This window comes from Comamonas humi (assembly GCF_054782535.1).
The window spans coordinates 276,818-299,478 of record NZ_BAAGSH010000002.1; the positions used below are offsets into that span (position 1 = coordinate 276,818).

The window sequence follows — 22,661 nt, forward strand, 5'->3', positions numbered from 1 at the left end:
GAATTTTTTCGCTTGCCTGCGAGCATACGTGAGGCGCTCCGGCAAATGGGGGCACAGAGGTTGCAAAAGTCGCCAGACCCACGGTAACATCCGCGCCAGCATGTCCCGCACCGAACCGCCCTCCCCCCTGCCCACCGCCGCCGTCCTGCATCACCAGACGGCCACGCCCATGGCCTTTGTGCGCGCCATTGCGCTGGCCTATGCCGCCCGCGGCATGGACCCGGCGCAGGCGCTGCGCATGGCACAAATTGACCCCGCCTCGCTCGGCAGCGACCAGGGCATCACCGCGCTGCAGTTCGAGGCCCTGTCGGACGCCGCCATGCAGGAGCTGGACGACGAGGCCCTGGGCTGGTTCGGCCGCCGCCTGCCCTGGGGCAGCTACGGCATGCTGGCCCGCGCCTCGCTGCCCAGCCCCAACCTGGGCGTGGCGCTCAAGCGCTGGTGTCGCCACCACGGCCTGCTGACCGACGACCTGCTGCTGCGCCTGTCGGTACAGGGCGGCGAGGCCCGCGTGGAGCTGGAGGAGGTGCGCGATCTCGGCGCGCTGCGCGAGTTCTGCCTGGTCTCGATGCTGCGCAACATGCACGGCCTGTCGAGCTGGTACGTGGACTCGCTGCTGCCGCTGACGCACATCGACTTCCCGTTCGAGGCGCCGCCGCACGCCGAGGTTTACGAGCTGATCTTTCCCGGCACCGTGCGCTTCGGCGCGCGCCAGGCCGCCATGCATTTCGACGCCCGGCATCTTGAGCTGCCCATCACGCGCGACGAGCCGGCCCTCAGGCGCATGCTGCAGCGCGCGCTGCCGCTCACCGTGCGGCCCTACCGGCGCGACCGGCTGATGGCCCAGCGCGTGCGGCAGATCCTGGCGTCCGACCCGTCGATGGCGCACAGTGCCGAGAGCCTGTCGAAGAAGCTGCACCTGTCGCTGCGCACGCTGCACCGCCAGCTCAAGGAGGAAGGCGCCTCGCTGCAGGCGCTGAAGGATGACGTGCGCCGCGAGCGCGCGCTCGACCTGCTGCACCGCACCGCCCGCCCCATCAAGCAGGTGGCGCAGCAGGCCGGCTTCAGCAACGACAAGAGCTTCATCCGCGCCTTCCGCGGCTGGACCGGCATGTCGCCGGCCGAGTACCGCAAGAGCACGAGGCACGTGGGCGACTGAGCTTTTGCAGGCCTGGCGGCAAAATGGCCTGCAGCGCTTGTCCCACCAGCGCAAACCGCTCTCATTTTCATAACACCCCGCCGCCATGCCCTGCCCCTGCCGCCCCTCCTCCGCCGCCCGGAGGCGGCCATGACCGCGCCCGCCTTCCATGGCTGGCGCATGGTGTCCGCCTGCATGCTGCTGGCCACCGTGAGCTGGTCGCTGGGCATCTTCGGCATGGGCGTCTATGTGTTCGCGCTCACCGACCAGCAGGGCTTCTCGGTCAGCACCGTCTCGACCGCCATCACCGGCGCCTACGTGGTCAGCGCGCTGCTGATGATGGGCGTGGGGCGCTTCATCGCCCGCCGCGGCCCGCGCCCGGTGGTGGCCGCCGGCGCGCTGGCCATGGCGCTGGGCGTGGCGGCGCTGCCGCACTGCCGCCAGTCCTGGCAGCTCTATGCCGCCTTCCTGGTGCTGGGCCTGGGCGTGGCCTGCCTCTCGACCAACACCATCGGCAGCACGCTCGCGCCCTGGTTCGAGCGCCACCAGGGCCGCGCCATGTCCACCGCCATGCTGGGCGCCAGCATCGGCGGCATGGTTGGCACGCCGCTGCTGATGGGCGGGCTGCGCCTGTGGGGCTTTGCGGCCACGGCCGCCATCGCCGGGGCGGCCGCCCTGGTGCTGCTGCTGCCGCTGGCCGTGCTGGTGCTGCGCACCCGGCCGCAGGACCTGGGGCAGTTTCCCGACGGCATTGCCGCCCCGGCCGGCAGCCCGCCGGCCGCTGCCGCCGTGGCCTGGACGCTGCGCGGCGCGGCCGCCACGCGGCAGTTCCGCAGCCACATCATCGCCTTCGGCCTGGCGCTGATGGTGCAGATCGGCTTTCTCAGCCACCACGTCTCGATCACGCTGCCGGTGCTGGGCGCGCAGGGCGCGGCGGCCGCCGTCTCTGCCGCCGCCGTGGCGGCCTTCGCGGGCCGGCTGCTGCTGGCGCGCTACGCCGACCGCATCGACGTGCGCCTGAGCGGCGCCGGCGTGCTGCTGCTGGCCGCCGCCGCGCTCGTCGGCATGGCGCTGTGGCCCCGGCCCTGGGCGCTGATGGCGCTGTCCGCCACCTACGGCCTCACCGTGGGCAATGTCACCACGCTGGCGCCGATGATCATCCGGCGCGAGTTCGGCGCAGCCTCGTTCGGCCTGGTCTTCGGCCTCGCCGCCACCTTGAACCAGCTGGCCATGTCGCTCGGCCCCACGCTGTTCGGCACGCTGCGCGACGCCTTCGGCAGCTACGGCCCGGCCCTGGTGCTGTGCGCCGCGCTGAACCTGGCGGCAGCCGCGGCCATCGTCTGGGGCGGCCGACGGCCGCTGGAGACACGCAGCCACTGACACGGCACGCTTTGCACCCCTGGCGGCATGGCCGCATGGCCGGTCTGCACCAAAACATGCCATCATCGACCGTATCCGAGATACCGGGAGATCATCGCCATGATGGAGCTTTACCACTGCGTCAGCGCCCGCTCGTTCCGCACCCTGTGGGCGCTGGAGGAACTGGGCCTGCCCTACCGCCTGCAGATGCTGCCGTTTCCGCCGCGCGCGCTGGCCAAGAGCTTTCTGGAGCTGAACCCGCTGGGCACGGTGCCGCTGCTGGTCGATGGCGAGCTGCGCATGACCGAGTCGGGCGCCATCTGCCAGTACCTGGCCGCGCGCGCCCTGGCCGCGCGCGCGCCCGGCTCGCCGCTGGCCGTGCGGCCCGATGACCCGGCCTATGGCGCCTGGCTGAACTGGCTGCACATGGCCGATGCGACGCTGACCTTTCCGCAGACGCTGATCCTGCGCTACCGCTATTTCGAGCCGACCACGCGCCGGCTGCCGCAGGTGGCCGAGGACTATGAGCGCTGGTTCCTGGGCCGGCTGCGCGCGGTGGAGGCCGCGGCCAGCCAGCACGAGTACCTGTGCGCCGGGCGCTTCACCATGGCCGACCTCGCCGTCGGCTATGCGCTGATGCTGGCCGACTACATCGGCCTGATGTCGCAGTGGGGCCCGGCCACGCAGGACTACTGGATGCGCCTGCAGCAGCGCCCGGCCTTCCTGCGCAGCCTCGAGGTCGAGAAGCAGGCCGCCATCGACCAGCACATCGATCCCACGCCTTCGCCGCTGATCCGCCCATGATCGCCACCCGCGACGACAGCACCATCGCCCAGGTGCTGCAGGCCGCCGTGGCGCGCCATGGCGAGCGCAGCCTGATCGCCGTGCCGGCCAATCCGCAACGCGACTACCTGCCGCAGGGCGCCGAGTTCAGCTACCGCGAGGTGGGTGCGCTGGTCGCTGCGCTGGCGCAGCGCTACCGCGAGGCCGGCTACGGCCTGGGCCACCGCGTGGGCCTGTTCCTCGAGAGCCGGCCCGAGCATCTGCTGCACAAGCTGGCGATGAACAGCCTGGGTATCTGCTGCGTGCCCATCAACCCCGACTACCGCCGCCGCGAGCTGAACTACCTGATCGACCACGCGCAGCTCGACCTGATCGTCTGCCTGCCGGCGCGCGAGGCCGCTGTGCGCGAGTCGCTGCAGGACACGCGCGTGCAGCCGGCCGTGGCCACGACCGATGCGCAGGACTACACCCGCATCAAGCTGCCGACCGCCGCACGCGCCGCAGACAGTGGCGCGCCCCACGCCGACACGCCCGCGAGCATCCTCTACACCTCGGGCACCACCGGCCAGCCCAAGGGCTGCGTGCTGTCGCATGCCTACGAGATCGCGGCCGGGCGCTGGTATGCGTCGCAGCCGGGCTTCGTCTCCATCCGCGAGGGGCAGGAGCGCTTGTTCAACCCGCTGCCGCTGTTCCACGTCAACGCGTCCATCCTGTCGTTCTACTGCATGCTGCTGACGGGCGGCTGCCAGGTGCAGACCGACCGCTTTGCGCCCGGCCGCTGGTGGCAGGAGGTGAGCGAGAGCCGCGCCACCATCGTGCACTACCTGGGCGTCATCATCCCGCTGCTGCTCAAGCAACCGGCGGGCGACTGGGAGAAGCGCCACCAGGTGCGCTTTGGCTACGGCGCGGGCGTGGAGCCGCAGTTGCATGCGGCCTTCGAAGAGCGCTTCGGCTTTCCGCTGATCGAGCTGTGGGGCATGACCGAGATCGTGCGCACCATCGCCGACTACAGCGAGCGCCGCCAGGTCGGCACGCGCTCGTTCGGGCGCGGCGGCCCGGGGCTGGAGGTGCTGGTGGCAGGCGAAGACGGCCAGCCCGTGCCGCACGGCACGCCGGGCGAGATGCTGGTGCGCCACAGCGCCGAGACGCCGCGCAGGCACTTCTTCAGCGAGTACCTCGACAACCCCGCGGCCACCGAGCAGGCCTGGGCCGGCGGGTGGTTCCACACCGGCGACGTGGTGGTGCAGGACGCCGACGGGCTGCTGCACTTCATGGACCGGCGCAAGAACATCATCCGCCGCTCGGGCGAGAACATCGCCGCCGCCGAGGTCGAGGCCGTGCTGCTGTCGCACCCGAAGGTGAAGCAGGTGGCCGTGCTGGCCGCGCCCGACGAGATCCGCGAGGAAGAGGTGCTGGCCGCCATCGTGCTGAGCGACGGCGTGGCGGCGGGCGACGCCACCTGCCGCGAGCTGTTCGAGTTCTGCCGCCGCGAGATGGCCTACTACAAGGTGCCGGGCTGGTGGTGGTTCACCGGCGAGATCCCGACCACCGGCACGCAGAAGATCCAGAAGCACCGCATCCTCGCCGCGGGCCAGGATGCGTGCGCGCTGCCGGATGTCGTCGATATGCGGGGATTGAAAAAACGATAGCTGCTCGCGCTTGATACATGTATATTTCAAATATAAAACACTTTGAAATCGTTTCAGAACAAGCGCCAGCAGCTCTCTTTTTTGAAGCACCTATTCGTTCAGCGTCACGCCCGTCTGCCGGATCACCTGCTGCCACTTGGTCACCTCGCTGCCCACAAAGGCGCGGAAGCCGTCGGCATCCATATGGGCCGGCACGTCGGCGCCCAGGCCTTCCAGGCGCTCGCGGGTCTTCGGCGCGTTGAGGATCTCCATCACCTGCTGGTTCAAGAGCCGCACCACCGGCTTGGGCGTGCCCGCCGGCGCGTACAGGCCGACCCAGTTGTTCAGATCCATGCCGGCGTAGCCCAGCTCCTCGAAGGTCGGCACCTGGCCGTAGAGCTTGCTGCGCTGCTTGCTGGTGACGGCAATCGCGTTGAGCTTGCCCGACCTGACCATATCGCCCAGGCTCACCGTGTCGACGAAGGCCGACGGGATGTGGCCGGCCATCACATCGGTCATCGACGGCCCGTTGCCCTTGTAGGCCACGTGCGCGAACGGAATGCCGGTGAGCCGCCTGGCCACCTCGCCCGAGATGTGGGTGGCCCCGCCCGCGCCAGCCGAGCCATAGGGCACCGAGGCCTGGGCCTTGGCCCAGGGCAAAAAGTCCTGGAAGCGCTTGTACGGGCCGCTGCCCTGCGTGACCAGCACATTCGGCATGGTCATCAAGAGCGCGATCGGCTCGAAGCTCTTGACCGGGTCGTAGCGCAGGTTGGCCGCCTGCAGCGAAGGCGCCATCACATGACCGGTGGCGCTAATGAGCAGCGTGTAGCCGTCACCCTTCTGTGCGGCCACGTACTCGGTGCCCAGCTGCCCGGCCGCGCCCGGCTTGTTGGTGACGACAAAGCTCTGCCCCAGGCGCTGCGACAGCTCGGTGGCGATGATGCGGCCGATCAGGTCGGTGGCGCCGCCGGGCGCGAACGACACGACCAGGTTCACCGGCTTGTCGGGGTATTTGGCCTCGTCGGCCCGCGCGGGGCCACAGCCCCAGGCCAGCAGCGCGCCGGCGGCCAGCACCGCGGCGCGGCGCCGGGTGGTCTTGGCATTCGATGGCATTTTTGTCTCCGGGAATTCTTGTCTTACATACCTATGGTGTAGCCGCCGTTGACCGAGATGTGCTGGCCGTTGACGTACGAGGCCGCGTCCGACAGCAGAAAGCACACCGGCCGCGCCACCTCGTCGGCCTGGGCCCAGCGGCCCAGCGGGATCTGGGCCTTGTAGGTGTCGGCGAACTTCTCGCCGCGGATGGTCTCGGTCATCGGCGTCTCGACCACGCCGAAGCCCACGGTGTTCACGCGGATGCGAAAGCGCCCCCACTCGCGCGCGGCGCTCATGGTCAGGCCCAGCACGCCGGCCTTGGCCGCGCTGTAGTTGATCTGGCCGATGGTGCCGCGGCGCCCCGCGTCGGACGAGATGTTGACGATGGAGCCCATGCTCTGGCGCTGCTCGCCGGCCTTGGCGCGGGCGATCAGGTGCCGCCCCACGGCCTGCAGGAAGTAGAACGAACCCGACAGGTGCACGTCTATCACCTGCTGCCACTCGGCCAGCGTCATCTTGTCGATCATCGCCGGGCGGGTGATGCCGGCATTGTTCACCAGCCCGTCCACCGCGCCGAAGCGCTGCACCGCCGCGGCCACCGCCTGCTCGGCAAAGGCCGGATCGGCCACGCTGCCTTCGAGCAGCAGCAGGCGTTCGCCGCCCACCTCGTCCAGCAGCGGCTGCAGCTTGCCGGCGTTCAGGTCCACCGCCGCCACGCGGGCGCCCAACGCCAGCGCCTGGCGGGCGATGGCATGGCCGATGCCCTGGGCCGCACCGGTCACGAGCACCGTTTTGCCTTCGAGCGTGAAGGGAGATTGCATGTCCATGGTTGTCTCGCTTTCGTCCATACGTCTTCAGTACTTGATCTGCATGATCCATTCGGCCACCAGCACCGGGCGGTCCTGGCCCTCGATGCGCACCTCCACGTCCCAGTAGCAGCGCAGCTCCTGCGGCTTGACCTCGTCGGCCCGGGCCAGCGCGAAGCGGCCCACCAGGCGCGAGCCGCAGGGCACGGGGCCGGTGAAGCGCACCTTGTCAAAGCCGTAGTTCAGCCCCAGCTTGCGATTGGGGAAGGAAAAGCACTGGTGGTACCAGCCGGTGAGCAGCGATAGCGTGAGCAGGCCGTGCGCGATCGTGGTGCCGAAGGGCGACTCCTTGGCCGCGCGCTCGGTGTCCACATGGATCCACTGCGGGTCGTGCGTCACGTCGGCAAAGGTGTCGATCATCTGCTGCGTGATGGTGATGGTGTCGCTCTCGATGGCCGGCTGCCCGGCAAAGGCCTTGACGGCCTCGATCGATTCCAGAACTTTCTTCATGGCTTCTCCTTATGGTTGCATCAGCGCGGCGTACTGGCGCAATTGCTCGTCGGCATTGCCCCAGCTCATGTCGATGGTGTGCAGCCGGCGCACATAGTGCGTGGGCTCGAACTCGTTGGTGATGCCCATGCCGCCGAAGCACTGCGTGGCCTGCTCGGCCAGCAGCCGCCCCAGGCGGCCAATGCGGCACTTGGCCAGCGCCACCTGGCGGCGGCGCTGCGCGGCATCGGCCTGCAGCACGCCGGCGGCGCCGATCAGCACGGCCGAATGCGCCTGCTCCACCGCGATCATCAGGTCCACCAGGCGGTGCTGCAGCACCTGGAACTGCGCCAGCGGCTGCTTGAACTGCCGGCGGTTCTGCAAATAGTCCACGGCCTGGCGCCACAGCGACTCCATCAGGCCCAGGGCCTCGGCGCACAGCGCCACGCGGCCGATGTCCAGGGCCTGCGCGAGCTTGCCATTCGCCTCTTCGCCACTGGCGAGCAACTGCACCTCGGCCAGCGGCACGCCGTCGAAAACCACCTCGGCCGAGTTGTGGCCGTCGAGCTGCGGCACGCTCCACACCCGCAGGGCCGGGTGATCTGTGGGCACGCACAGCAGTTGCATGGTGCCGGCCTCGTCCTGCGCCGGCACGATCAGCCACTGCGCCAGCGCGCCGGCGATCACCGCGGACTTGCGGCCGTGCAGCGCACCGCCGCGGATGCGCACGCCCTCGGGCTCGGCGCGGTCGTTGTCGTCTTCCACCGCCAGCGTGAATAGCGCCTCGCCCGCGCAGGCCTGGGGCAGCCATCGGGCCTTGAAGGCGTCGGGCGCTGTCTGGTCCAGCAGCCACAGGGCGCTGGCCGCGCAGGCAGCGAACGGCAGGCGGGCGTTGCCCCGGCCCAGCGCGCGCGCCACCACCACGGCCTCGAGCACGCTCAGGCCCATGCCGCCGTGGGCCGGGTTCACCAGCAGGCCGGCCACGCCGGATTCGGCCAGCAGCCGCCAGCGCGCCTGCCAGTCGGCATCGGCCACCTCGAACACGGGGCGCTCGCCCCGCAGGCGCCCTGCCACCAGCTTGGTGACGAGGTCTTCCAGCATGCGCTGGTCATCGGTCAGTTCAAAGTTCATGGTGGGCCGGACTCAGAGGAAGGTTTTCGCGGCGATGCTCTTCTGCACCTCGGTGGTGCCGCCGTAGATGGTGGCCTTGCGCCAGTCGATGTAGTTGGCAGCCAGCGCGTTGTCGAAGGCGCGCAGGTGCCCGGCCTCGACCGCCTCGCCACGGCGCGCGGCCCGCAGGTACTGCACGCCGCGCGGGCCGGTGCAGTCCATCAGCGCGCGGGTCAGCTCCTGCTGCAGCTCGGTGCTGGTGAGCTTGAGCACCGATGCAGCCGCGCCGCCATGCCGGCCGCCGTCCTCGGACGAAAGCACGCGCATCACCGTCCATTCGTGCACCTGCACGCGCATCTCCAGCTCGGCCAGGCGCTGGCGCATGAGCGGGTCGTCCCACAGCGGGGCGCCGGCGCGGTAGTGCGTCTGCGCGGCCTGGCGCGCGAAGTGCAGCAAGCGCTTGCACAGGCCCACGGCGGCCATCTCGGCGCGCTCGAAGCCGAGCAGGAACTTGGCCACCGTCCAGCCCTGGTTCTCCTGGCCGACGAGGTTCTCGACCGGCACGCGCACGTTGTCGAAGTACACCTCGTTCAGGTCGTGCCCGCCGTCGGCCGAGATGATGGGCCGCACCGTCACGCCGGGGCTCTTCATGTCGATCAGCACGAAGGAGATGCCTTCCTGCGCCTTGGCCTCCCGGTTGGTGCGCACCAGCGCGAACATCCAGTCGGCCCAGTGCGCCCAGGTGGTCCAGATCTTCTGGCCGTTGACGAGGTAGTGCTCGCCCTCGGCATCGCGGCCGCGCACCGCGCTGGTCTTGAGCGAGGCCAGGTCCGAGCCCGAGCCGGGCTCGGAGTAGCCCTGGCACCACCAGGTCTTGAGGCGGAACAGGTCGGGCAGGAACTTCGCCTTCTGCGCCGGCGTGCCGAACTCGTGCAGCACCGGGCTGATCATGTTCAGGTGCGGGATGACGCGCGGCGCGCAGGCAAGCTGGCACTCCTCGTCGAAGATCTTGCGCTGCACGGCCGTGAGGCCCGCGCCGCCATGCTCGCGCGGCCACGACGGCCCCTGCCAGCCGTGGTCGGCCAGGATGTTGTGCCAGCGCTCGAAGTCGCCCTTCTCCAGCCAGGCGAAGCTGGCCACCTTGCGGCGCAGATCTTGAGGCAGGTGCGCGCGCACGAAGGCGCGCACCTGCTCGCGGAAGGCCTGCTCGGATGCGTTGTTGCTGAGATCCATGGGGCCATCGTAGGCAGGCGCCCGGCCGCTGGGCAGCTTCGACATAATGGCGAGTGCTAAGCAATCCTTAACACCTGAGCAGCACCCACGATGGACGCCCCCATGACCCTGAGCGAGATCCAGGACTTTCTCGCCGTGGCCGACAGCGGCAGCATCCGCGCCGCCGCCCGCGCGCGCAGCATCACCGCGCCGGCCATGACGCAGAGCATGTCGCGGCTGGAGGCCAAGCTGCACGTGCCGCTGCTGGTGCGCACCACCAAGGGCGTGCAGCTGTCGGACTACGGCAAGGCCTTCCTGGTGCGTGCGCGGGCCATCGCCCGCGAGGTGCAGAAGTCGGTCGACGAGCTGGCCCACATGCGCGGCGACAGCCGGGGCATGCTGTACATCGGCACCTCGGCCACGCCCACGACCACACTGATCCCGCACGCGGTGGCCGACTTCCGCCGGCTGATGCCCCAGGTCAGCCTGAACATCGTCGGCGGCCTGTACCGCGACCACATGCCGCTGATCCGCTCGGGCGAGATGGAGTTCGCCGTGGGCCCGCTGCCGGCCGCCGGCATAGGCGCGGACTTCGCCGTGGAGGTGCTGTTCGAGAACAACCTGGTGCTGGCCGTGCGCCGCGGCAGCCCGCTGGCCCAGGCGCGCTCGCTGCGCGAGCTGCAGCATGCCGAGTGGATACTGAGCGGCCCGGCCTCGCAGGGGCCGGGCGCGGCCATCCTCGACCTGTTCGCGCGCCACCCCGACCTGGCGCCGCCGCGCATCGTGGTGCAGTCGTCGTCGCTGTCGGTGGTGCAGACGCTGATGATGGAGTCCGACATGGTCTGCGCGCTGCCGCAGGAGTTCATCACCTCGCCGTGGCTGCAGCCCTTCCTGGTGCAGATCCCGGTGCAGGAGGCGCTGCCGGCCTACCCGATCAGCATGTTCCACCGCACCGACTACCCGCTGTCGCCCGCCGCCGAACTGCTCGCCACGCTCATCAAGCGGCACGCGCACTACTTCACGCAGGGCAGGACGGTGCGGCCAACGATCTAGGCGGCCAGCCCCTGGGGCGGCGGTGGCCGCGAATACAGCGCGAACGCCAGCTGTGCGCAGCCGGCCACGATGCCCACGCCCGCGCCCACCTGCCAGGCCAGCGAGTAGCTGCCGAGCAGGTCGTAGGCCAGGCCGCCGCCGAAGGCGCCGAAGAAGCTGCCGAGCTGGTGGCAGCAGAACGCCACCCCGGCCAGCATGGCCTGCCAGCGCAGGCCGAAGGTCTGGGCGATCCAGCCCGAGACCAGCGGCACCACGCCCAGCCACAGGAAACCCATGGCCGCGGCGAAGACCAGCGTGCTGGCCGGCGTGGGATCGCTGCCGAAGTACCAGACGAACATCAGCGAGCGCACGATGTAGATCCCGCCGAGCAGCGCCTGCTTGTTGTAGCGGCCGCCGGCCCAGCCGAAGAACAGGCTGCCCAGGATGTTGCAGCCGCCGATCAGCGCCAGCGCCTGGGCCGACAGCATCGGGTCCATGCCGCACAGGTCGAGGTAGGCGGGCAGGTGCGTGGTGAGAAAGACCAGCTGCATGCCGCAGACGAAATAGGCCAGCACCATCACGACGAAGCGCATCTGCCGCAGCGCGGCGCCCAGGGCCTCGCGGGCGCTCGTGGCCGCTTCGCTGGCTACGCTGCGCGCCGGCGCGCGGTCCACCCGGCCGGCTACCCAGGCGGCCGGCAGCATGGCCAGCGCCAGCAGCACGAAGGCCGCCGCGCCGGCGCGCCAGTCCCAGGCCATGCTCGCGGCCTGGCCGATGGGCGCGGCCAGCAGCGCGCCGGTGGAGCCCGCTGCCGAGACGATGCCCAGCACCATGCTGCGCGACGCGGGCGACACGGTCTGCGCCGCCACCGCCATGGCCACGGCGCTGCCGGTGGCGGCCAGCCCCACGCCGATCAGCAGCCCCGCGCCCAGCACCACGCCGAGCATGCCCTGCGCCAGCGTCAGCAGGACCAGGCCCAGCACGTAGAGCACCGAGCCGCCCAGCATCAGCGGCCGGTAGCCCAGGCGCACGGCCAGCGCGCCGGCAAAGGGCTGGAGCACGCCCCAGGTCAGGTTCTGCACCGAGATGGCGATGGTGAACTCGCTCACCGACATGCCCAGGTCGCGCGTGAGCGGCGGCATGAGGATGCCCAGGCTCTGACGCAGCCCCATGGCCAGGCTGAGCATCAGCGAGGCGCCGGCCAGGATCGGCAGCACGGGGCGCAGCGCGGCCCAGCGGGCATTCATAGCGTGGCTTCCGTACCCAGGATCACCGTGGCCTGGCTCGACAGCTCCACGCCGTTGCCGTGCGCCAGCGCCACCTCGGCGCCGGGCACCTGGCGCGCGCCGGCCACGCCCATGAGCTGCTGCGTGGCCTCGACCAGCGTGAACAGGCCGTACATGCCGGGGTGCACGCAAGAGAGCCCGCCACCGTTGGTGTTGACCGCCAGCTCGCCGCCCGGCGCGATGCGCCCGCCCTGCACGAAGGCGCCGGCCTCGCCCTTCTTGCAGAAGCCCAGGTCTTCGAGAAACAGCAGGGTGTTGAGGGTGAAGGCGTCGTACAGCTCGAGCACGTCCACGTCGGCCGGTTTCAGGCCCGCCTGCGCGAAGGCGCGCGCGCCCGAGTCGACGGCGCTGGTGCGCGTCAGGTCGGGCATGGCGGTGATGTCGCGGTGGTCGGTGGCCGCCGCCGCACCCAGCACGTAGGCCGGGCGGGCCGCCAGCTCCTTGGCGCGCGCCGCGCTCACCATCACGATGGCGGCGGCGCCGTCGGTCACCAGGCAGCAGTCGCGCACCGACAGCGGCGAGGCCACCATGCGCGAGGCCAGGTATTCGTCCATGGAGAGCGGCTCGCGCAGGTAGGCATCGGGGTTGAGCTGCGCCCAGCGGCGCGCGGCCAGCGCCACCTCGCCGAGCTGCTCGCGCGTCAGCCCGTACTCGTGCATGTAGCGCGACGCGGCCAGCGCATAGGCGCCGGCGGGGCGGATCAATTTGTAGGGCGCGTCGTAGGCCGACTGCTTCATCGACGACACCAGTTTGCCCGCGGCGCTGCGCTGGTTGCTGCCGTAGGCGATCAGCGCCACCTCGCACTGGCCGGCCTCGATGGCCAGCGCCGCCCACATCACGTGGGTGAGGAAGGCCGAGCCGCCGGTGCGGTTGTTCTCGGTGATGCGCGGCTGGATGCCCAGGTACTCGGCAAAGCCCAGGCCGGAGAGGAAATCGTCCGGCAGGCCGATGAACAGGCCGTCGACATCGGCCGGCTTCAGGCCCACCTGGGCCAGCGCCTGCAGGCTGGCCGCGGTGGCCAGGTCCATCGAGCTGTAGCCGGGCGCATCGCCCATGCCGAAGGTGCTGGCCGCGACGACGGCCGTCTTGCCGCGGGGAAAACGGTCCACAGACATGCTAGTTCCTGATGGTTATTGGATGGGCGTGAACACGACGAGGGGCTTGCCCTCTTCCTCGATCACCTGCGCCTGCACCGCCATGCCGATGCGCACGTCCTGCGGCGCGATGCCGTCCACGCGCGACAGCAGGCGCGGGCCCTCGGCCAGGTCGACCAGCACCACGTTGTAGGGCTGGGCCGGGGGTTTCTGGTTGATGACCGTGACCGCGTAGACGGTGCCGCGCCCGCTGGGCGCCACCCATTCGAGGTCAGTCTCGCCGGTGACCGGCGCGGCCACGCGGGGGTAGAACACGTGGCGGCCGGTGCTGCGCGAGCGCTGGATGCGGAATTCGCCCCGGGCCAGGAACTGCAGGTATTCCTTTTCGGGCTGGGGGAGCGTGGGGGTCGTGGGGGTGGCGGCGCTGCTGCTCATGGCGGGTTTTCCAACGGAGTCGGGTTCGACCCCGATGCTACGGCGGGGCCTGCCGGCCCGGGAAGCTAGCGCAAAGGCGCAAGTGCTAAGCGTGGCTTAGCGTTTGAAGCGTTTTTGGCCTCCAGCGCCCATGCAGCAAGCGCTGATAGCTATTATTTAAATAGCAATCAATCCTTGACTACAGCCACTGCCCCAGCAGTTCCATGTGCGGAAACAGCCGCACCGCGCCCGCGGCCTGCAAGGCCTCGGCGCTGCTGGCCGCATTCACCGGCGGGTGGTAGGCCCAGACGGTGGCGCTCGCTGCCACGCCGGCCGTGGTGCCGGTGACGCTGTCCTCGATCACCAGGCAGCGCGCCGGATCGACCTCCAGCGCCGCCGCGGCCGCCAAGTACACATCGGGGTGCGGCTTGGTGCGCGGCAGCTCGTGGCCGCTGAAGATGCGGCCCTCGAAATACGGCAGCAGGCCGGTCAGGCGCAGCTGCATCTCGACCTTGGCCCGGTCCGCGCCCGAGGCGCAGGCGATGCGCCCCTGCAGCCGCTCGAACAGCTGCCGCACGGAGGACAGCGCGCCGTCGATGGCTGCCACCTCGCGCTCCAGCGCGGCATTGCGGCGCTCGTAGAAGGTGGCCATCCACGCATCGGTCAGCGGGCGGCCGGTCTCGGCCTCGATCAGCGCCTGCTGGCTGCGCACCATCTTGCCGATGAAGAGGCGCATGCACTCCTCGCCGCTCAGCGCCCAGCCGGCCTCGTTGAGCATGCCGCACAGCACGCGGTTGGTGATGGCCTCGCTGTCCACCAGCACGCCGTCGCAGTCGAACAGCACGGCATCGAATTCCTGCTTCATTCCTTCACTCTCCATCCACGTAGTACCAGCGCCCATCCTCGCGCACGAAATGGCTGCGCTCGTGCAGCCGCACCGCGCGCCCCTGCACGCGGTAGCGCGCCACGAATTCCACGTCGGCGGCTGTTTCGCCGGTGGCCGCCGCCTCGCGCACCTCCAGCCCCAGCCACTTGCAGCCGGGCTCGAAGTCCAGCTCCGCCGGGCGGGTGCCGGCATGCCAGGTGGCGAGCAGGTAGTCGCGCCGCTCGCGCACGAAGGCGGTATAGCGCGAGCGCATCAGCCGCTCGGCGTCGGGCGCGGGCGCCTCGTCCCAGTGGTCGAGGTAGCGGCCGCAGCAGGCCGCGTAGCCGTGGCCGCTGCCGCAGGGGCAATCTGTGTCTCGGGAGGCGTCGCGCTTCATGCCGCTATTGTGCCAAAACGCCATGGAGCGCAGAATCCATGAGCGCAATCAGCTACAAAAACAGGAGTTCTTCATGTTTGCAATGGCCGTTCCGTGGTGGGAGTTCGTGGTGCGCGGCATCGCCGTGTATGCCTTCCTGCTGATCTTCCTGCGCCTGACCGGCAAGCGCCAGATCGGGCAGTACGCGCCCTTCGATCTGGTGCTGCTGCTGATCCTGTCGAACGCGGTGCAGAACTCGATGAACGCGGGCGACAACTCGCTGACCGGCGGCCTGGTCTCGGCCGCAACGCTGATCCTGTGCCACACCGTGATGGCCCATGCCTGCTACCGCTTTCCGCGCTTTTCGCGGCTGGTGGACGGCGCGCCCCAGCGCCTGATCGCCAACGGCGAGGTCCGCCAGGCGGTGATGCAGCGGGAGAAGATCACCCCCGACGACCTGAAGGCCGCGCTGCGCGCCGCCGGCTGCCTGCACAGCTACGAGGTGGACGAGGCCACGATAGAGACCAACGGCCAGATCACCATCGTGCTGCGCAACCGCGACAGCGCCGAACGCAGCAAGGACGAAGGCATCTGAACGGCAGCGGCTACGGCGCGCCGGCCGGCCGGCGCGGCGGCGGCAGCGCCTGCTGCCAGCGCTGCAGGAAGTCCTGCCGCTTGCTGCGGTCGAGGTAGGCGATCAGGCCGGGGCCGATGCCGATCGGCCGCAGGTTGCCGCCGGCCTCGCGCTGCAGCTCGGCGGCGCTGCGCGGCCCGCGGATGTCGCTGCGCAGCGCAATCAGGCCGGCCTGGCCCGCCAGGATGCCCTGGCCGCGCCGCGACAGCAGGTAGTCGAGCCAGAGCCTGGCAGCATTCGGGTGCGCGGCCCGGCGGTGGATGAAGGCGATGCGCGAGCCCACCAGCGTGTAGTCGCTGGGGTAGACCAGGCCGATCGCCGGGTGGGCGCGCATCGGCTCGCTGGCATAGGCGCCCAGCACGTTGTAGGCCAGCAGGCTGTCGCCCGCGGCGATGCTGTCCAGCATGGCGGCCGTGCTCGTCACCTGCCGCGCACCGATCCGCCCCAGCTCGCGCGCCACGTCCCAGAGCATGTCCGAGGCCTTGGCGTCCTGCGTGGCCACCAGGAAGCCCAGGCCCGAGTTCTCCAGGTCGTAGGTGGCGACCCGGCCGCGAAAGCGCTCGGGCTGCGCCTGCAGCAGGCGGATGAAGTCGGCGTGGGTGCGCGGCACCTCGGCCGCGGCCAGCCGCTCGCGGTGGTAGGCAAAGACCACCGGCTCCAGCGTGGTGCCGTAGGCCTCGTTGCGCCAGACGGCCCATTCGGGCAGCGCGGCGCGCTCGGGCGAGGCATAGGCCAGCGCATGGCCGTCGTTGACCAGCTTCATCTGCAGGTCCATCGCCGAGCTCCACAGCACGTCGGCGCTGGGCAGGTTCTGCTGGCGCTCCTGCAGGAAGCGCTGGTAGAGGGCAAGGCTGTCGCCCTCGTGGTAGCGCACCGCGACGCCCGGGTACAGCGCCTGGAAACCCTCGATCAGCGGCCGCGCCACCCGCTCGTCGGTGGACGCATAGACCACGACCTCGCCTTCGCGCCGGGCCGCGGCCACCGTGGCCGCCTGGTCCAGGGGATAACCCTCTTGCACCGCGGCCCGCGCCACGGATAGCGTCAACAGCACAAGGCAGGCACCCAACCACGCTCGCAATGACATCGTTCCCCCTGTTGCGGGGCCATTATCACGTACCGATACGCTCCCCCGATGCGAACCCTGCTGATCGAAGACAACCCCAAGCTGGCGCGCACGCTGGCGACCGAGCTGCGCGCGGCCGGCATGGTGCTCGACACCGTCGCCGACGGCCTGCATGCCGATGCCCTGCTGCAGGTGGAGCGCTACGACGTGGTGATCCTCGACCTGGGCCTGCCGGGCCTGGGCGGCATCGAGGTGCTGCAGCGCATGCGTGCGCGCGGCGACGATGTGCCGGTGCTGATCCTGACCGCCTCGGGCGAGCCGCCCGACCGCGTGCGCGGCCTGAACGCCGGCGCCGATGACTACCTGCCCAAGCCCTTCGACCTGCACGAGCTGGTGGCACGGCTGCGCGCGCTGGCGCGCCGGCACCGGGGCCGCGCGCACGCGACCGTCCAGGTGGGCAGGCTCTCGTACGACAGCGTGGCCATGCAGTTCCAGGTCGGCGGCGAAGCGCTGGCGCTGCCGCGGCGCGAGCATGGCGTGCTCGAGATCCTGATCACCCGGCCCGGGCAGCCGGTGAGCAAGCGCGAGATGAGCGCCCAACTGTGCTCGCTCGACGATGCGGTGAGCCCCGAGGCCCTGGAGCTGTATGTGCACCGGCTGCGCCGCCGGCTCGAGGGCAGCGGCGCCTCCATCCGCACGCTGCGCGGGCTGGGCTATCGGCTGGAGGCCGTGGACGATGCGCCTGCGTAGCCACCTGCTGCGCTGGCTGCTGGTGCCGCTGGTCGTGCTGTGGGCGATCGGTTTCCGCATCCACTACGCCCGCACGCTGGCGCTGGCCAACGAGGCCTACGACCGCACCCTGCTGGGCTCGGCCCTGGCCATCGCCGAGCAGGTGTCGGTGCGGGACGGCCAGCTCTCCGTCAACGTGCCCGCCGCCGCGCTGGAGATGCTCGAATCCCCGGCCCAGGACCGGATCTTCTACCAGGTCGTCTGCCTCGACCCGCCGATGGCCGTGACCGGCTATGACGACCTGCCCGCGCCGCCAAAGCCCCTGCCCGGCGCCGACGGCAGCCGGCCGGTTTTCTTCGATGCCAGCTACCGCGGCGAGCCGGCGCGCTTCGTGGCGCTGCAGCGGCCGCTGTACGACCAGCGCCTGCGCGGGCCGCTGCTGGTGCAGGTCGGCGAAACGCTGGGCGCGCGCCAGGCGCTGTCGCGGCGCGTGCTGCTGGACGCCGGGGCGCTGCAGCTCGCGCTGGTCGCGGTGGCGGCGCTGCTCATCACGCTGGGCGTGCACCGCGGCCTGCTGCCGCTCAAGCGGCTGCGCGACGAGATCCGCGCGCGCGGCCCCAGCGACCTCACGCCCATCGGGCTGCAGCAGGTGCCGCGCGAAGTGGTGCCGCTGATCGAGGCCATCAACCTGCACACCGACCGCCAGCGGCGGCTGAACGAGGCGCACCGCCAGTTCATCGCCGATGCCTCGCACCAGCTCAAGACGCCGCTGGCCGTGCTCAAGGCCCAGTCCGCCCAGGCGCTGGCGCAGCGCGACGCCCCATCCATGCGCGGCATCGTGCAGGAGATCCACGACAGCACCGATGCCACCTCGCGCATGGTGCAGCAGCTGCTGTCGCTGGCGCGCAGCGACCCGGCCGCCGCCGCCGCGCAGGAGCCGGTGGAACTGGTGGAGCTGGCGCGCGCGGTCTGCTTCGACCTGCTGACGCCGGCGCTGGCGCGCCCGGTCGAGCTGGGCTTCGACGGCGAGGCGCCGGTCACCGTGCCCGGCCAGCCGCTGCTGCTGCGCGAGCTGGTGGCCAACCTGGTGGACAACGCCATCCGCTACACACCGGCGGGCGGCCAGGTGGCCGTCGCGGTGTTCCGCGATGCGGCGGGCCGCGCCTGCATCGAGGTGCAGGACGACGGCCCGGGCATCCCGGCTGCCGAGCGCGAGGCAGTGTTCGAGCGCTTCTACCGGCTGCACGGCAGCGGCGCCGAGGGCTGCGGCCTGGGCCTGGCCATCGTGCGCCAGATCGCCGGGCGGCATGGCGCCGAGGTCGAGCTTGGCGATCCGTCGCTGGGCCCAGGGCTGCGGGTGCGGGTGCGCTTTCCTCTTTGACGCACAGGTGCCGCGCCCCCGGGAAATCCACGAGGGGCGGATGAAAGGTAGGCGAAAGCCGCCCCCTCCTACCATCGATCGCAACCGACACAGATCGGCCTCGACAAGGAGACCTTACCCATGCAAATCACCGGCATGCTGCACGGCGCCCGCCTGCTCGAATTCGCGGGCTTTCCCACCACCGAAGTGCTGGGCCCCGGCGCCAGCGAGGAAGAGATCAAGGCCATGCTCGACAAGCACGGCCAGCTTTTCGTCAAGCCCGTCTTCAAGGGCGGCATCGGCAAGAAGGGCAAGGCCGGCCTGCTCGGCCGAGCCAAGGACCTGCAGACCGCGCTGGCCGAGAAGGAGCGGCTGTACTTCGCCGAGCACCAGGTCGGCCACAACCGGGCCAAGGCCAACGGCGTGACCTTCGAGGCCGGCGTGCCGGCCGAGCACGAGGTGTATTTCTCGATCTCCGACTCCACCCAGTTCCGCGCGCCCACGATGACGCTCACGCACATGGGCGGCATGGACATCGAGGAGCTGGACAAGCAGCACGTAGCCCAGGTGCCGTTCGACCCGCTCACCGGCCTCAAATCCTTCGTGGTGGCCAACGCGCTGACCGAGATCGGTGCGCCCAAGGAGATCATCTCGCCGCTGGTGCAGCACCTGCCCAAGCTGTGGGAGCTGTTCCATAACTTCGGCATGACCACGCTGGAGCTCAACCCCATCCGCATGCGGCCCGACAAGAAGGGGCGCCTTACGCCCGTTGCCTGCGACTTCAAGTGCGGCTTCGACCGCGACGACCCGCGCTGGCTGCGGCTGAAGCTGCCGCCGCACCTGTTCGCCGCCGACTACTCGGCCTTCGAGCAGGAGATCAACACCCTGCGCACCCACCAGGGCCAGAGCGACGTGTACGTCATCAACGACAAGGGCACGGTGCTGGCACCCACCTTCGGCGGCGGCGCCAACTCGCTGGTGACCGAGATGCTGGGCGACGCGGCCATCATCAGCTCGGACTTCGGCGGCAACCCGCCCTACGAGAAGATGAAGGAGGTGGCGCGCATCTGCTTCAAGCACTGGCTGCGGCAGGCCAATGTGCTGTTCATCATCGGCGGCAAGAGCAACAACACCGACATCTTCGAGACGCTGCGCGCCATGGCCGACGCGCTGCGCGAGCACTTCAGCAAGCATGGCCCCACGCCGCTGTACGTGGTGCTGGGGCGCGGCGGCCCCAACCTGGTGCGCGGCATGGGCGCGCTGCGCGACACCTGCGACGCGCTGGGCCTGCCGTACCGGCTGTTCGGCTTCGACTCCGACATGAGCGAGGTGATCCAGTTCGCCAAGGAAGTGGACACCTGGATGCAGGCCGGCGGGCGCGCGCAGATCGCGCAGCGCCTGGGAATCGAAGCAGCCACCGCAGCCTGAGGAGAGACACAGCATGCAAAGCAATATCCAGATGCGCAGCGTCGGCAACTTCAAGTACTACGCCGGCATCAGCTCGCTCACCCAGGTCGCCTCGCGCGACGACCGGGTCTGCGTGCTCAACATCCTGGGCGGCGAGTCGAGCGACGTCACGCCGGTGAGCCACGCCTATTCGGGCGGCAACGTGGTCTGCGGCACCGCGCCCGGCAAGGGCGGCTCGGTGCTCGAAACCCCCATCGGCAACATCCCGGTCTACAACAACGTGCGCGACGCGCTGGCCGCCGGCCACCGCTTCAACTGCGGCGTGGTCTACCTGCCGCCATCGGCCGCGCGCGATGGCGTGGCCGAGCTGATCCGCGTGAACCCCGACCTGCGCAAGATCTTCATCATCACCGAGAAGATCGCGGTGCACGATGCGCGCGAGATCCGCGCCATGGGCCAGCAGAACGGCATCGACATCTTCGGCGCCAACGGCCTGGGCGTGGCCGACTCTTGGAACCAGGTGCGCATCGGCGGCGCGCTGGGCGGCGACAAGCCAAGCGATTCGCTCAAGCCCGGCTCCATCGCCATCTTCTCGAACTCGGGCGGCTTCTCGACCACCATCGCGCAGTACCTGCGCATGGCCGGCTGGGGCACGACCACGGTGATCTCCAGCGGCAAGGACGTCTACATCCACTATGCCGCGCCCGAGTTCGCCTTTGCGCTGGCCAACGATGCGCGCAGCAAGGCGGCGGTGCTGTACTGCGAGCCCGGCGGCTATTACGAGCATGACGCGCACTTCACCAAGCCGGTGGTGGCCTGCGTGGTGGGCCGCTGGAAGAGCAAGCTCACGCGCGCCGTGGGCCATGCTGGCGCCATGGCCGGCGGCAACGACGACGCCCAGGCCAAGGAACGCTGGTTCATGGAGAAGTTCGGCGTGGACGACATCTTCACGCCCGACAACCCGGTGTTCTCGGCCAAGGGCGCGGTGGTGACCAACATCGCCCACATCCCGGCCGCGCTCACCGCGGTGATGCGCGCCAACGCGACCATGCCCGATTTCGCGCCCGAAGGCAGCCTGGCGCTCAAGCCCTGGTTCGGCTCCGACGAAGGGCTGGACCTGCCCGAGGCGCTGCGCATTCCGGTGGTGCAGGCTACCGAGCCGTATGGCGAGCAGATCGCGCTGCTCAACACCCAGATCGGCGGGGTGGTGCCGCGCCAGACCATGAAGGATGCCTCCGGCGCCTCGCAGATGGATGCGAAGACCCAGGTGAGCAGCCTGCACGGCACCAGCATGCTGACGGCCGCCACGCTGCCGCTGGAGTCCAACGTGGCGCTGGCCCTGGTGCACGATGCGGGCGGCGAGAACGACCGCAGGCTGATCGCGCCCACCATCGCCGCCTACGTCAACCTGCACGGCAGGCCCGAGCTGGCCGCCGCCCAGGCCAGCCGCGAGGCCGGCAATGCGCCCAACGCCGTGCTGGCCGCGGCCGCGGCCATCGTCGGCCCCAGGCGCCAGCTGGCGGCGCGCGAGGCGCTGCGCTTCATGATCGAGCGCTTCCACGCCGCCGGCCTGGGCAACGAGTTCGGCGCCTCGCTGTCCGACAGCTTCGACATAGCCGCCGTGGATGCCGGCAGCCAGCCGGGCCTCACCGCCGCACAGCCCGATCCGCAGGCCGAGCGCCTGCTGGCCGGCATCCAGGCACATGGCGCGCGCTCGGTCTTCCTGCGCTGGCTGGCCAGCCAGCCCGGCCACCCGACCGAGGCGGCGGTGCTGGCCGCCATCAGCGCCACGCTGGCCTGGGGACCGCTGTCGCGCAAGCGCATCTCGCGCGCCACGGCCGAGAGCTTCCCGTGGTGGCTGCAACTGTTCGGCACGCTGATCGGCGCTTCGGCCGATGCCAGCCGGCACGAGGCCGGGCGCTTCTGCGGCATCGCCGATGCGCAGCTGCTGGGCGAACTCAGCCTGGGCGAGATCGCCTTTGCCGCGCTGCTGGGCCAGTTGCCCGGCGAAGGCGACCTGTTCGCCTTCCAGACTCTGGTGGGCCTGCTGCTGACCAACGGCCCCGGTGCCATCTCGGCCCAGGGTGCCAAGGGCGCAGTCTCGGCCGACGGCCCCGAGCAGCCCGAGCGCGTGCAGCTGAACAAGGCGCTGATGGGCTTCCTCACCCACACCGGCTATGCGCATGGCGGCAACGGCTACGAGGGCATCGCCTACCTGTGCGAGCAGTTCAAGGGCCGCGGCCTGCAGGATCCGGCCGCCGCCGCGCACGGCATCGACCTGCAGGCGCTGGCCCGGCGCGCGGTGGAGCAGTACGCCAGCTACAAGGCACAGAAGAAGACGGCCGGCAGCCTGGACATCGCCAAGCTGCCCGGCGTGAACCACCCGGTGTTCAAGGACAAGCCGGTGAACCACGACCCGCGCGAGGTGTTCATCGCGCAGCTGTTCGAGGCGCGCGGCGAGACCAATGTGTTCCACCAGTTCTACCGCGCCCTGGTGCAGCAGTTGTTCGACGCCGGTGTCTCGCGCAACGTGTACTGCGTGAACATCGACGCGGTGATCGCCGCGCTGCTGCTGAAGATGCTGTGGCAGCCGCTGGCCGAAGGCCGCATCGGCGAGCGCGAGCTGGAGACCGCCGCCTTCACGATCTTCCTGTATCCTCGGATGCTGGGCTGCGCCGCCGAGGCGGATGACCACCTCAACCGCGGCCGCAACATGGATACGCGAACGCCGGCATCGCAGTGCCGCTTCGTGGCCTGAACCCCAAAAAACAACGAGGAGAC

The 22,661-nt window shown here is 70.2% G+C and carries 21 protein-coding genes; 10 read left to right on the top strand and 11 right to left on the bottom strand.

Features of this window, described 5'->3' with window-relative positions; translation table 11 throughout:
• The first annotated feature begins 100 nt into the window (after positions 1-100).
• From ACYVKR_RS01660 to ACYVKR_RS01675, 4 genes are all read left to right on the top strand, one after another.
• On the top strand, positions 101-1,159 hold the full coding sequence (locus tag ACYVKR_RS01660; RefSeq protein WP_460478973.1) for an AraC family transcriptional regulator: 1,059 nt from the start codon (positions 101-103) through the stop codon (positions 1,157-1,159).
• 129 nt (positions 1,160-1,288) lie between these two features.
• Positions 1,289-2,518: an MFS transporter gene (locus ACYVKR_RS01665; RefSeq protein ID WP_460478974.1), complete on the top strand. Its 1,230-nt coding sequence runs from the start codon at positions 1,289-1,291 to the stop codon at positions 2,516-2,518.
• A 99-nt stretch (positions 2,519-2,617) separates the two neighbouring features.
• Positions 2,618-3,301 carry a glutathione S-transferase family protein gene (locus ACYVKR_RS01670; protein WP_460478975.1) on the top strand — a complete coding sequence of 228 codons (684 nt, stop codon included), beginning with the start codon at positions 2,618-2,620 and terminating at the stop codon, positions 3,299-3,301.
• Complete coding sequence (locus ACYVKR_RS01675; RefSeq protein ID WP_460478976.1) at positions 3,298-4,929, top strand: acyl-CoA synthetase family protein; 1,632 nt, start codon at positions 3,298-3,300, stop codon at positions 4,927-4,929. The genes ACYVKR_RS01670 and ACYVKR_RS01675 overlap by 4 nt, the downstream gene beginning before the upstream one ends.
• Positions 4,930-5,019: 90 nt before the next feature.
• On the opposite strand, the gene ACYVKR_RS01680 is transcribed toward ACYVKR_RS01675, so the two are convergent.
• From ACYVKR_RS01680 to ACYVKR_RS01700, 5 genes are read right to left on the bottom strand one after another with little or no spacing between them, the layout of a single operon-like run.
• Entirely contained in the window at positions 5,020-6,021 is a 1,002-nt protein-coding gene (locus ACYVKR_RS01680) for a Bug family tripartite tricarboxylate transporter substrate binding protein (RefSeq protein WP_460478977.1), read from the bottom strand.
• 23 nt (positions 6,022-6,044) lie between these two features.
• A complete protein-coding gene (locus ACYVKR_RS01685) occupies positions 6,045-6,824 on the bottom strand; it encodes an SDR family NAD(P)-dependent oxidoreductase (RefSeq protein ID WP_460479120.1) in 780 nt (259 codons plus the stop codon).
• 33 nt (positions 6,825-6,857) lie between these two features.
• Positions 6,858-7,319: a MaoC family dehydratase gene (locus tag ACYVKR_RS01690; RefSeq protein WP_460478978.1), complete on the bottom strand. Its 462-nt coding sequence runs from the start codon at positions 7,317-7,319 to the stop codon at positions 6,858-6,860.
• Between the two features lie 9 nt (positions 7,320-7,328).
• Entirely contained in the window at positions 7,329-8,429 is a 1,101-nt protein-coding gene (locus ACYVKR_RS01695; protein ID WP_460478979.1) for an acyl-CoA dehydrogenase family protein, read from the bottom strand.
• Between the two features lie 12 nt (positions 8,430-8,441).
• Positions 8,442-9,641, bottom strand: a complete 1,200-nt coding sequence (locus ACYVKR_RS01700; protein ID WP_460478980.1) for an acyl-CoA dehydrogenase family protein — start codon at positions 9,639-9,641, stop codon at positions 8,442-8,444.
• Positions 9,642-9,731: 90 nt separating this feature from the next.
• On the opposite strand from ACYVKR_RS01700, the gene ACYVKR_RS01705 reads away from it, so the two are divergent.
• Positions 9,732-10,673, top strand: coding sequence for a LysR substrate-binding domain-containing protein (locus tag ACYVKR_RS01705; protein WP_460478981.1), 942 nt, complete (start codon positions 9,732-9,734; stop codon positions 10,671-10,673).
• On the opposite strand, the gene ACYVKR_RS01710 is transcribed toward ACYVKR_RS01705, so the two are convergent.
• The 5 genes from ACYVKR_RS01710 to ACYVKR_RS01730 all read right to left on the bottom strand — a co-directional run bounded on the left by ACYVKR_RS01710 (position 10,670) and on the right by ACYVKR_RS01730 (position 14,708).
• Positions 10,670-11,899, bottom strand: coding sequence for an MFS transporter (locus ACYVKR_RS01710; protein ID WP_460478982.1), 1,230 nt, complete (start codon positions 11,897-11,899; stop codon positions 10,670-10,672). The two genes, ACYVKR_RS01705 and ACYVKR_RS01710, sit on opposite strands and share 4 nt — an antisense overlap.
• Positions 11,896-13,053 (bottom strand): thiolase, encoded by a 1,158-nt coding sequence (locus ACYVKR_RS01715; RefSeq protein ID WP_460478983.1) that lies wholly within the window; start codon positions 13,051-13,053, stop codon positions 11,896-11,898. Before ACYVKR_RS01715 ends, ACYVKR_RS01710 begins: the two co-directional genes overlap by 4 nt.
• A 15-nt stretch (positions 13,054-13,068) precedes the next feature.
• The gene (locus ACYVKR_RS01720) at positions 13,069-13,467 is read right to left on the bottom strand and encodes a Zn-ribbon domain-containing OB-fold protein (RefSeq protein ID WP_460478984.1); all 399 of its coding nucleotides are present in this window, start codon (positions 13,465-13,467) and stop codon (positions 13,069-13,071) included.
• A 178-nt stretch (positions 13,468-13,645) separates the two neighbouring features.
• On the bottom strand, positions 13,646-14,311 hold the full coding sequence (locus ACYVKR_RS01725; RefSeq protein ID WP_460478985.1) for an HAD family hydrolase: 666 nt from the start codon (positions 14,309-14,311) through the stop codon (positions 13,646-13,648).
• Positions 14,312-14,315: 4 nt separating this feature from the next.
• A complete protein-coding gene (locus tag ACYVKR_RS01730; RefSeq protein ID WP_460478986.1) occupies positions 14,316-14,708 on the bottom strand; it encodes a YchJ family protein in 393 nt (130 codons plus the stop codon).
• 73 nt (positions 14,709-14,781) lie between these two features.
• Here ACYVKR_RS01730 and ACYVKR_RS01735 point away from each other — a divergent pair, with 73 nt between their 5' ends.
• Positions 14,782-15,282, top strand: a complete 501-nt coding sequence (locus ACYVKR_RS01735; protein WP_460478987.1) for a DUF421 domain-containing protein — start codon at positions 14,782-14,784, stop codon at positions 15,280-15,282.
• 10 nt (positions 15,283-15,292) lie between these two features.
• Here the strand turns inward: ACYVKR_RS01735 and ACYVKR_RS01740 are convergent, their stop codons facing one another.
• A complete protein-coding gene (locus ACYVKR_RS01740; RefSeq protein WP_460478988.1) occupies positions 15,293-16,372 on the bottom strand; it encodes an ABC transporter substrate-binding protein in 1,080 nt (359 codons plus the stop codon).
• A gap of 81 nt (positions 16,373-16,453) precedes the next feature.
• Between ACYVKR_RS01740 and ACYVKR_RS01745 the strand changes: the two genes are divergently transcribed.
• The 4 genes from ACYVKR_RS01745 to ACYVKR_RS01760 all read left to right on the top strand — a co-directional run bounded on the left by ACYVKR_RS01745 (position 16,454) and on the right by ACYVKR_RS01760 (position 22,638).
• Positions 16,454-17,134 carry a response regulator gene (locus tag ACYVKR_RS01745; protein ID WP_460478989.1) on the top strand — a complete coding sequence of 227 codons (681 nt, stop codon included), beginning with the start codon at positions 16,454-16,456 and terminating at the stop codon, positions 17,132-17,134.
• Positions 17,121-18,494, top strand: coding sequence for a sensor histidine kinase (locus ACYVKR_RS01750; protein WP_460478990.1), 1,374 nt, complete (start codon positions 17,121-17,123; stop codon positions 18,492-18,494). Before ACYVKR_RS01745 ends, ACYVKR_RS01750 begins: the two co-directional genes overlap by 14 nt.
• Positions 18,495-18,614: 120 nt before the next feature.
• Positions 18,615-19,901, top strand: coding sequence for an ATP citrate lyase citrate-binding domain-containing protein (locus ACYVKR_RS01755; RefSeq protein WP_460478991.1), 1,287 nt, complete (start codon positions 18,615-18,617; stop codon positions 19,899-19,901).
• Between the two features lie 13 nt (positions 19,902-19,914).
• On the top strand, positions 19,915-22,638 hold the full coding sequence (locus ACYVKR_RS01760) for a CoA-binding protein (protein ID WP_460478992.1): 2,724 nt from the start codon (positions 19,915-19,917) through the stop codon (positions 22,636-22,638).
• Positions 22,639-22,661: the final 23 nt, after the last annotated feature.